Consider the following 10,062-nt stretch of genomic DNA (forward strand, 5'->3'; position numbering starts at 1 on the left):
TGTTTAAACCTGTTGAAAGCGGCCAACAGGCTAAGTGTGCCTGTTGCCGCCCAAAAGGCGGCCCGGATGCCTGATTATCAGGTATCCGGGGAGAAAAAAGGGAAATTGGGAACAAAAAACAGCCGGAAGCTTGGGTTTGGGCTTCGGCTGTTGGGTGGAGGGGGATTTTTGCAAAGGTCTCTTGGCGCAATTTCCCGCCCCGCGCCCGGCGTTTGAAACGGTTCCGTATATCGGGCTTCTTGCGAAAATCCAAACCGGGGTTGAAAGCAAAAAGCCCGGCGGAAACCCAAGCCGGCCGCAAGAGGCGGGCGGGTCGGCTGAAACATTTGGATTCCGGCAACCTGGGCATCCTTACCCTGCCTGCGCGGCGGCAAACCGTAGCCTGCCCTTCCGGCATTTCCCGTTTTGCAGGAAGTCTGTTGCCCGCACGGCTGCCCCCGCCTGTTTTGCGGGCGCAAACCCGAAACCGGGCGGGCGGCCTCGGCCGGCGTTCAAGATACGCGCTTAGAATAAATGTTTAGCAACAATAAGTTGCCGCGCATATAATTTTTCCTTCTATCTAATGGCGAAATCAGTCTTTCCGTTCCCCCCGCCGCTTCGCCTATGATAGGCGCACGGTTTTAGAGTGAGAACGGAAATGGACTACTTCCCCCTGTTTGTCGATTTGAAAGGCCGCCCCGTTCTGGTGGTGGGCGCGGGTCATGTGGCTTTGCGCAAAATCCGCCTGCTACTGCGCTGCGGCGCGGTTGTCCGCATTGCGGCGGGCAGGCTGCATCCGAAAGTGGCCGCGCTGCACGGCGCGGGCAGGGTGGAGTGGGCGGCGCGCTCGTTCTCGCCCGAACTGCTCGACACGGCCTTCCTCGCCGTGGCCGCCACCGACGATTCCGATTTGAACGAGCGGGTGTTCCAAGCCGCGCAGAGCCGCCGCCTGCTGGTGAACACGGTGGACGACCCCGCCCGCTGCAACTTCATCTTCCCCTCGATTATCGACCGCAACCCCATCCAAATCGCCATTTCCAGCGGCGGCAAGGCACCGGTGCTGGCGCGGCTGCTGCGCGAGAGGCTGGAAGCCCTGCTGCCGCAGGGTTTGGGCGTAATGGCGCAGATTGCCGGGCAATGGCGCGGCCGCGTGAAGGCGCGGCTCGGCAGCACGACGCAGCGCCGCCGCTTCTGGGAAAGGCTGTTTGCTTCCGCCGCCTTCTGGCGTTTGGCGGAAAGCCGCCGCAGCCGCGAGGCCGGGCAGCTGATGTGGCGGCATTTGGCCGGGGAGCAGCCGCAAAGCGGCGAAGTGGCGCTGGTGGGCGCGGGGCCGGGAGATGCCGGGCTGCTCACGCTCAAAGGCCTGCAGCGCATTCAGGAAGCCGACGTGGTGCTGTACGACGCGCTGGTGTCGGATGCGGTGCTGGATTTGGTGCGGCGCGATGCCGACAAAATCTGCGTGGGCAAGCGCGCCGGCGGCGGCAGCGTGCCGCAGGAGGAAACCAACCGCCTGCTGGTGCGCCATGCCCGTGCGGGCAAACGCGTGGTGCGGCTCAAGGGCGGCGACCCGTTCGTGTTCGGGCGCGGCGGCGAGGAATTGGAAGCCTTGCGCGAAGCGGGCATTCCGTTTGAAGTGGTGCCCGGCATCACCGCCGCACTGGGCGCGGCCGCCTACGCCGGCATCCCGCTCACCCACCGCGACCACGCGCACGGCGCGATGTTCATCACCGGCCACCGCAAAATCGACGCCGAAGCGCCCGACTGGCCTGCTCTGGCGCAGAACCGGCAAACGCTGGTGGTGTATATGGGCACGATTAAGGCCGCCGAACTTTCGCGCGAGCTGATTGCGCACGGTCGCGCCGCCTCCACGCCCGCCGCCGTTATCAGCTGCGGCACGCTGCCGCATCAGCAGGTGTTTTCCGGCAGCCTGGCCGAGCTGCCCGAATTGGCCGCGCAAGCCGCCCAGCCTGCCCTGCTGGTGATCGGCGAAACCGTGGCGCTGCGGCAGGATTTGGCCTGGTTCGGCGGGCAGCCCGACCAGCAAGACGAACAGGGCGGCCGCTATGTGCAGCCGCAGCCCGCCGCAGCGGCCGGGCAGGCGGCGTGAGGGGGAATGCCGTGAATATCCGAGAAATCCCGGTTGTCCGCGAAGAAACCGCTTCCGCCGTATCCTTCCGCCCCAAGCTGTGGCAGATTCCCCGCCCCATTTCCGCCGTGTACCAAAGGCTACCTGAAAAAACCGCCGCGCTGCGCCGCCGCCTGCTGGAAATCTACCGCCGCCACAGCCGCGTGAAGCTGGCCAGCAGCCTGGCGGTGGAGGATATGCTGATTACCGACCTGCTGGCGCAACAAGGCCTGCGCGTGGAAGTGTTCATGCTGCAAACCGGCCGCCTCAACGCCGAAACCCTTGATTTGGCCGACGAAGTGCGCCGCCGCTACCCCGCACTCGACTTCCGCCTCTACTACCCCGAAGAAAAAGCGGTGGAAGAATACGTGCAAACCCACGGCCTGAACGCCTTCTACGACAGCGTGGAGTTGCGCAAGCGCTGCTGCCACATCCGCAAAGTCGAGCCGCTCAACCGCGCCCTGGCCGATGCCGACGCCTGGCTCACCGGCCAGCGCCGCGGGCAGTCGGTCACCCGCAGCGAACTCGCCCTGGCCGAATACGACAACGCGCGCGGCATCGCCAAATACAACCCGATTTTCGACTGGAGCGAACAGGAAGTGTGGGCCTACACCCTGCAGCAGCGCCTGCCATTCAACGAACTCTACCGCCAAGGCCACCCCAGCATCGGCTGCGAACCCTGCACCATGCCCGTGAAGGAAGGCGAAGACATCCGCTCCGGCCGCTGGTGGTGGGAAAGCCGCGACAGCAAAGAATGCGGCCTGCACAAATAGCCGCCGCAACCCAAAAGGCTACCTGAAAAAACGTAAGGGACTCTTCAGCCCGCCGCAAGCCCGATATTTTCAGGTAGCCCCAGCCCGCCACGGGCTACCTGAAACCGCAACCCGAACAACCAACCCGACAGAAAGCCCGCCATGAGCGCCACCCTGCAAAACGACCACCTCGACTGGCTCGAAGCCGAATCCGTCCACATCATCCGCGAAGTGCTGGCCGAATGCCGCAACCCCGCCATCCTGTTTTCCGGCGGCAAAGACTCCGTCGTCCTGCTCGCCCTCGCCCGCAAAGCCTTCGCCGTGCCCGGGCGGAGCATCCCGCTGCCCTTCCCGCTGGTGCACATCGACACCGGCCACAACTACCCCGAAGTCATCGCCTTCCGCGACCAAACCGCCCGGGAATCTGGCGCGCGGCTCATCGTCGGCAGCGTGGAAGACTCCATCGCCAAAGGCACGGTGGTGCTGCGGCGCGAAACCGACTCCCGCAACGCCGCCCAGGCCGTCACACTGCTCGAAACCATCGAAGAGCACGGCTTCGGCGCACTGATGGGCGGCGCGCGGCGCGACGAAGAAAAAGCCCGCGCCAAAGAGCGCATCTTCTCCTTCCGCGACGAATTCGGCCAATGGAACCCCAAAGACCAGCGCCCCGAACTCTGGTCGCTCTACAACGCCCGCCTGCACCCCGGCGAAAACCTGCGCGTGTTCCCCATATCCAACTGGACCGAACTCGACATCTGGCAATACATCGAACGCGAAAAGCTCGCCCTGCCGCCGATCTACTACGCCCACCGCCGCCAAGTGGTGCGCCGCAACGGCCTCTTAGTGCCCGTAACCGAACTCACCCCGCCGCGCGAAGGCGAACAGATAGAAGAGCTGTCCGTGCGCTTCCGCACCGTGGGCGACATCTCCTGCACCTGCCCCGTGGCCAGCAGCGCCGCCACCCCCGCTGAAATCATCGCCGAAACCGCCCTGGCCGACATCTCCGAGCGCAGCGCCACCCGCATGGACGACCAAGTGAGCGAAGCTGCCATGGAGCAGCGCAAGAAACAAGGCTATTTCTAGCCCGAAGGCTACCTGAAAAAGCCCCGCACCGTTTTTCAGGTAGCCTAAAAAGCCGCAAGGCAGGCTACAGGCGCAAGCAGACACAACGCCAAAGCGGATTTGGAACGCGAACGCCCGCACCCGCAAAACGGCAGCGGCGGCCTGAAAGCACTTTGCCCGCCTCATGCAGACGGAGGCAGCCGCACCCGAAACAGCGCAGACCCGCCGCCCAGGCCGTCTGAAACCCCAACAACCCACCCAAAGAAAGCCCGACATCATGACCAGCTCCCACCGCCAAGCCCCCCTGCGCTTCATCACCGCCGGCAGCGTGGACGATGGCAAATCCACCCTTATCGGCCGCCTGCTCTACGACAGCAAAGCCCTGCTCGGCGACCAGGTACGCCGCCTCGAAAGCAGCCGCAGCCAAGGCGCGATCGATTTCTCCGCCCTCACCGACGGCCTCGAAGCCGAACGCGAACAAGGCATCACCATCGACGTGGCCTACCGTTACTTCGCCACCGCCCGCCGCAAATTTATCATCGCCGACACCCCCGGCCACGAACAATACACCCGCAACATGGTAACCGGCGCCTCCACCGCCCACGCCGCCGTATTGCTCATAGACGCCGCCCAGCTCGATTTTTCCCAACAGCCGCTGCAACTGCTGCCGCAAACCAAACGCCACTCCGCCATCCTGCGCCACCTGCGCTGCCCGCACATCATCGTGGCCGTCAACAAAATGGACTTGCTCGGCTTCAGCCAAGAAAAATTCAACGCCGTCGCCGCCGCCTACCGCGAACTGGCCGACACTCTCGGCCTGCCCGAAATCCGCTTCATCCCCATCTCCGCCCTCAACGGCGACAACATCGTGCACGAAAGCGCCCACACCCCGTGGTACCAAGGCGGCTCGCTGCTGCAAGTGCTGGAAAGCCTGCCCGCAGGCGAAGGCGTGTCCGAAGCGCCGCAAGACTTCCACTTCCCCGTACAGCTCGTACAGCGCGCCGACGGCAGCAAACAGGACGACTTCCGCGGCTACCAAGGCCGCATCGAAGCCGGCAGCGTGCGCGTGGGTGACAAAATCCGCGTCGAACCCGCCGGGCTCGAAAGCAGCGTGCGCGGCATCATCGGCCTCAAAGGCAGCGTGGATCAGGCAACCGCAGGCGAACCCGCCACCCTCCTCCTCGCCAACGACATCGACATCTCGCGCGGCGACACCATCCTTTCCGCCGCCAGCCCGCTTGAGCCGCAACGCCGCCTTATCGCCACCCTGTGCTGGTTCGACAGCCGCCCGCTCAACCCCGCCCGCAAATACCTGCTCAAACACACCACCCGCACCGTGCCCGCCAAAATCGCCGCCGTACGCCGCGTGTGGGACGTGCACACCCTCAGCCACTCCGCCGGGCGCAACACGCTGGAAATGAACGACCTGGGCGAAGTCGAGCTTACGCTGGCGCAACCCGTCGTCTGCACCCTCTACGCCGCCAACCCCGCCACCGGCGCCTTCATCCTGATAGATGAAGCCACCAACCACACCGCCGCCGCCGGCATGATACTGGCCGACGCAGAAGCGGTAGGCGAAACGCAGCAGGCAGAACAGGCTACCTGAAAACCCGACGGCCAACTTTCAGGTAACCCGCAGATCGGGCATAAATGCCGAACAGAACAAATAAAGGCCGTCTGAAACCGCCGCCTTTTCCCGTGAGAGAAGGCTACCTGAAACACAATCCGGCAGCCTACCACCCGCCGTACAACCGGAGCGCGGACACCCCCGTTCGCCGTACGCAAGACGGGCTACCTGAAAACCCGACGGCTAAATTTCAGGTAGCCCCAGCAAGAGTAGCAAGAGCAAGAGTAGGTCGGGTTAGGCTGCAAGCCGTAACCCAACAATCCGCCCCTTAATTTTTAGGTAGCCCCAGCCCATAACAAACCATCCCAAGGAACCCGCCATGAACCCGCTTCCCCCCGAACTCGCCGCCCAAATCGCCGCGCTCACCCCCCTGCAGCTGGCCTGGCTCTCCGGCTACTGCTGGTCGCAGGCCGGCGGGCAGGCCGTGCAGCCCGGCATCGGTGCACCTGCCGCCACAGCCCCCGCTCCCGCCGCCGAACCCCTGCGCGTGGCCGTGATTTCCGCCTCGCAAACCGGCAACGCCCGCAAAGTGGCCGCAGAGCTGCAGCAAAGGCTCGCCGCCGCCGGCGTGAACGCCGCCCACACCGCCGCCGCCGACTACAAACCCAAAAACATCGCAGGCGAACAACTCGTGCTGCTCGTTACCTCCACCCAGGGCGAGGGCGAACCGCCCGAAGAAGCGCTCAGCCTCTACAAACTGCTCGGCGGCAAAAAAGCCCCCAAACTTTCCGGCCTCAAATTTGCCGTGCTCGGGCTGGGCGACTCCAGCTACCCCATGTTCTGCGGCGCGGGCAAAAGTTTCGACGAGCTGTTAGCCAAACTCGGCGGCGAACGCCTGCTGGAGCGGCAGGATTGCGACTTGGAATACCAGGCCGAAGCCGCCGCCTGGCTGGACAAAATCGTGCCGCTGGTGGGCAGCCTGGCCGCCGCGCCCGCCGCCGCAACTGGTACGGGCAACGCTTCCGGCAGCCCCGCCCCCGCCGCGCCCGCATCCGCCTACAACAAGGCCAACCCCTTCCCCGCCACCCTGCTCGTCCGCCAGAAAATCACCGGCCGCGATTCGGAAAAAGACGTGCGCCACATCGAAATCGACCTCTCCGGCTCCGGCCTGCAATACCGCGCGGGCGACGCGCTGGGCGTATGGTTTGAAAACGACCCCGCCGTCGTGGACGAAATCCTCGCCGCCGTCTCGCTCAAGGGCGACGAGCCGGTGAATGCGGGCGGGCAGGGCAAAACCGTGCGCGAAGCCCTGCTGCACGATTGGGAAATCGGCCTGAACACCCCGCAGTTCGTGCAGGGCTACGCCGAAATCTCCGGCAATCCCGAGCTGAAGCAGGCCGCCGCCGACGCTTCCGCCTACGCCGCCGCCAACCCGATTGCCGGTATCGTGTCGCAATACCCCGCCGCGCTCACCGCCGAGCAGCTCGCCGGCCTGCTGCGCCCGCTCGCCCCGCGCCTCTACTCCATCTCCTCCGCGCCCGAAGAAGTGGGCGAGGAAGTACACCTCACCGTGGGCGTGCTGCGCTACGAACACAACGGCATCCCGCGCACCGGCGCCGCCTCCGGCTTTCTGGGTGAACGTTTGGAAGAAGAAGGCAGCGTGCGCGTGTTCGTGGAGGAAAACCCCCGCTTCAGGCTACCTGAAAACCCCGACACGCCCGTAATCATGATCGGCGCGGGCACCGGCGTCGCCCCCTTCCGCGCCTTCATGCAGCAGCGTGCCGCCAACGGCGACAGTGGCAAAAACTGGCTGATTTTCGGCAACCAGCATTTCACCCAAGACTTCCTCTACCAAACCGAATGGCAGGGTTGGGCGAAAGACGGCCTGCTCAACAAATACGACTTCGCCTGGTCGCGCGATCAGGAAGAGAAAATCTACGTGCAGCACAAAATCCGCGAAGAAGCCGCCGAACTGTGGCAATGGCTGCAGCAGGGCGCGCACATCTACGTGTGCGGCGACGCCTCGCGCATGGCCAAAGACGTGGAGCAGGCCCTGCTCGACACCATCGCCGAACAAGGCGGCCTGAGCGCCGACGACGCAGACGAATACCTCGACAACCTGCGCCAGGAAGGCCGCTACCAGCGCGACGTGTATTGAAAACAGCGGCTGTTTTTCAGGCAGCCCCGCCAGGCAAAAAAAGGCTACCTGAAAATCAAAAAACCATTTTCAGACGGCCTTTCCCCAAGGCGGCCAAGTTGCAAACAGGAAAGGCTACCTGAAAAATTATTTGCTATGTTATTCAATTAATTGTTTCAGCGGCGGATTGAATGTCCGTATCCGGCAAATCCGCCGCCCCAAATGTCGGTTTCGAGAATCCGGCCTGGCGGTTTTCAGGTAGCCCGATTAGGAAACGGCAGTAGGACGGATACCCGTATCCGACAAGCAAAGGCAAGTTCAGGCAGCCCCAAGCAGGAAACGGAAAGGCTACCTGAAAACGGAAAACCGCCTTTCAGGCAGCCCCAAAACAACCCAAACCCAAAGGAACCCAAGCATGAGCACCCCCGACCCCCCCGCCAAACTCCCCGCCACCCCCCTGGCCGACAACGAACGCCTCAAAGGCCAGAGCCACCATTTGCGCGGCACCATCGCCCAAGACCTCGGCGACGGCCTCACCGGCGGCTTCAACGGCGACAACTTCCAGCTCATCCGCTTCCACGGCATGTACGAGCAGGACAACCGCGATATCCGCGCCGAGCGGAACGACCAAAAGCTCGACAACCTCAAAAACGTCATGCTGCGCTGCCGCCTGCCCGGCGGCGTGATCACCCCGCAGCAGTGGCTGGGCATCGACCAATTCGCCGGCAGCCATACCCTCTACGGCTCCATCCGCCTCACCAACCGCCAAACCTTCCAATACCACGGCATCCTCAAGCCCGACATCAAAGCCGTGCACCAATGGCTGCACAAACTCGGCCTCGACTCCATCGCCACCGCAGGCGACGTGAACCGCAACGTCCTGTGCACCAGCAACCCCGTGGAAAGCAGCCTGCACCGCGAAGCCTGGGAATGGGCGAAGAAAATCAGCGAACACCTCCTGCCCAAATCCCGCGCCTACGCCGAAATCTGGCTCGACGGCGAAAAAGTGGAAACCACCGAAACCGCCCCCCTGGCCGAAGGCGTGAAAAGCGGCGACGACACCGAACCCGTACTCGGCGCCAGCTACCTGCCGCGCAAATTCAAAACCACCGTCGTCATCCCCCCGCACAACGACGTAGACCTGCACGCCAACGACTTAAACTTCGTCGCCATCGAAGAAAACGGCAAACTCGCCGGCTTCAACGTACTCGTGGGCGGCGGCCTCTCCATGGAGCACGGCAACACCAAAACCTACCCCGACACCGCCCGCGAATTCGGCTTCATCGGGCTCGACAAAGTGCTCGACTGCGCCGCCGCCGTCGTTTCCGTGCAGCGCGACTGGGGCAACAGGAGCGACCGCAAAGCCGCCAAAACCCGCTACACCCTCGAGCGCGTGGGCACGGAAGTATTCATCGCCGAAGTGGAAAACCGCATGGGCGCAAAATTCCAGCCCATCCGCCCCTACGAATTCACCACGCGCGGCGACCGCATCGGCTGGGTGCAGGGCGAAGACAAAAAATGGCACCTTACCCTCTTCATCGAAAACGGCCGCATCACCGACGCGCCCGGCCGCCCGCTCAAAACCGGCCTGCGCGAAATCGCCAAAATCCACAAAGGCGACTTCCGCCTCACCGCCAACCAAAACCTCATCGTGGCCGGCGTGGCCGCCCGCGACAAGGCCAAAATCGAAAAAATCGCCCGCGAACACGGTCTCATCAACGACAAAGTGAGCAAACAGCGCGAAAACAGCATGGCCTGCGTCGCCCTGCCCACCTGCCCGCTGGCCATGGCCGAAGCCGAACGCTTCCTGCCCCAATTCCTCGACCATGTGGACGAAATCATGGCAGAAAACGGCCTGTCCGAAGAGCACATCGTTTTGCGCGCCAACGGCTGCCCCAACGGCTGCGGCCGCACCATGCTCTCCGAAATCGGCCTCGTGGGCAAAGCCATAGGCCGCTACAACCTCTACGCCGGCGGCAACCGCCAAGGCACGCGCATCCCCCGCCTCTACAAAGAAAACATCACCGAACCCGAAATCCTCGCCATCCTGCGCGAATGGATCGCCGCCTGGGCAACAGACCGCGAACCGGGCGAAGGCTTCGGCGACTACGCCGTGCGCACCGGCATCGTCCAACCCGTGCTCGACCCCTCGCGCGATTTTTGGAAAGCATCTGCCGCCTGATTCGGCAAGAAAAAGGCTGCCTGAGACCTTTGCAAAATTCCCCAAAATCCCCTAAATTCCCACCAAGACATTTAGGGGATTTCTCATGAGCACCTTCTTCCAACAAACCGCCCAAGCCATGATTGCCAAACACATCGACCACTTTCCACTATTGAAGTTGGATCAAGTGATTGATTGGCAACCGATCGAACAGTACCTGAATCGTCAAAGAACCCGTTACCTTAGAGACCACCGCGGCCGTCCCGCCTATCCCCTGTT

Annotated in this window: 8 protein-coding genes and 1 pseudogene; all 9 read left to right on the plus strand. The window is 63.4% G+C overall.

Features of this window, described 5'->3' with window-relative positions:
* Positions 1-216: hypothetical protein (locus tag ACTHSP_RS13850; protein ID WP_440346294.1), on the plus strand; the 216-nt coding region annotated here is incomplete at its 5' end.
* Positions 217-637: 421 nt separating this feature from the next.
* A complete protein-coding gene (gene cysG, locus ACTHSP_RS13855; RefSeq protein ID WP_049358114.1) occupies positions 638-2,086 on the plus strand; it encodes a siroheme synthase CysG in 1,449 nt (482 codons plus the stop codon).
* Between the two features lie 11 nt (positions 2,087-2,097).
* On the plus strand, positions 2,098-2,877 hold the full coding sequence (locus ACTHSP_RS13860) for a phosphoadenylyl-sulfate reductase (protein ID WP_080974624.1): 780 nt from the start codon (positions 2,098-2,100) through the stop codon (positions 2,875-2,877).
* 141 nt (positions 2,878-3,018) lie between these two features.
* Positions 3,019-3,939, plus strand: coding sequence for a sulfate adenylyltransferase subunit CysD (gene cysD, locus ACTHSP_RS13865; RefSeq protein WP_049350896.1), 921 nt, complete (start codon positions 3,019-3,021; stop codon positions 3,937-3,939).
* A gap of 256 nt (positions 3,940-4,195) precedes the next feature.
* Positions 4,196-5,524 (plus strand): sulfate adenylyltransferase subunit 1, encoded by a 1,329-nt coding sequence (locus ACTHSP_RS13870; protein ID WP_049350898.1) that lies wholly within the window; start codon positions 4,196-4,198, stop codon positions 5,522-5,524.
* 44 nt (positions 5,525-5,568) lie between these two features.
* On the plus strand, positions 5,569-5,817 hold the full coding sequence (locus tag ACTHSP_RS13875; RefSeq protein ID WP_137041443.1) for a hypothetical protein: 249 nt from the start codon (positions 5,569-5,571) through the stop codon (positions 5,815-5,817).
* A gap of 47 nt (positions 5,818-5,864) precedes the next feature.
* Positions 5,865-7,643, plus strand: coding sequence for an assimilatory sulfite reductase (NADPH) flavoprotein subunit (locus ACTHSP_RS13880; protein ID WP_440346295.1), 1,779 nt, complete (start codon positions 5,865-5,867; stop codon positions 7,641-7,643).
* Positions 7,644-8,037: 394 nt separating this feature from the next.
* Complete coding sequence (gene cysI, locus ACTHSP_RS13885; protein WP_440346296.1) at positions 8,038-9,804, plus strand: assimilatory sulfite reductase (NADPH) hemoprotein subunit; 1,767 nt, start codon at positions 8,038-8,040, stop codon at positions 9,802-9,804.
* 85 nt (positions 9,805-9,889) lie between these two features.
* Positions 9,890-10,062: pseudogene (locus tag ACTHSP_RS13890) on the plus strand (IS5/IS1182 family transposase); the annotation flags it as partial.

The organism is Neisseria sp. P0001.S005, from assembly GCF_051963715.1.

Coding starts and splice junctions, on each gene's coding strand:
- cysD (WP_049350896.1), top strand. CDS start 3,019: ATGAGCGCCACCCTGCAAAACGACCACCTCGACTGGCTCGAAGCCGAA.
- cysG (WP_049358114.1), top strand. CDS start 638: ATGGACTACTTCCCCCTGTTTGTCGATTTGAAAGGCCGCCCCGTTCTG.
- ACTHSP_RS13870 (WP_049350898.1), top strand. CDS start 4,196: ATGACCAGCTCCCACCGCCAAGCCCCCCTGCGCTTCATCACCGCCGGC.
- ACTHSP_RS13875 (WP_137041443.1), top strand. CDS start 5,569: ATGCCGAACAGAACAAATAAAGGCCGTCTGAAACCGCCGCCTTTTCCC.
- cysI (WP_440346296.1), top strand. CDS start 8,038: ATGAGCACCCCCGACCCCCCCGCCAAACTCCCCGCCACCCCCCTGGCC.
- ACTHSP_RS13880 (WP_440346295.1), top strand. CDS start 5,865: ATGAACCCGCTTCCCCCCGAACTCGCCGCCCAAATCGCCGCGCTCACC.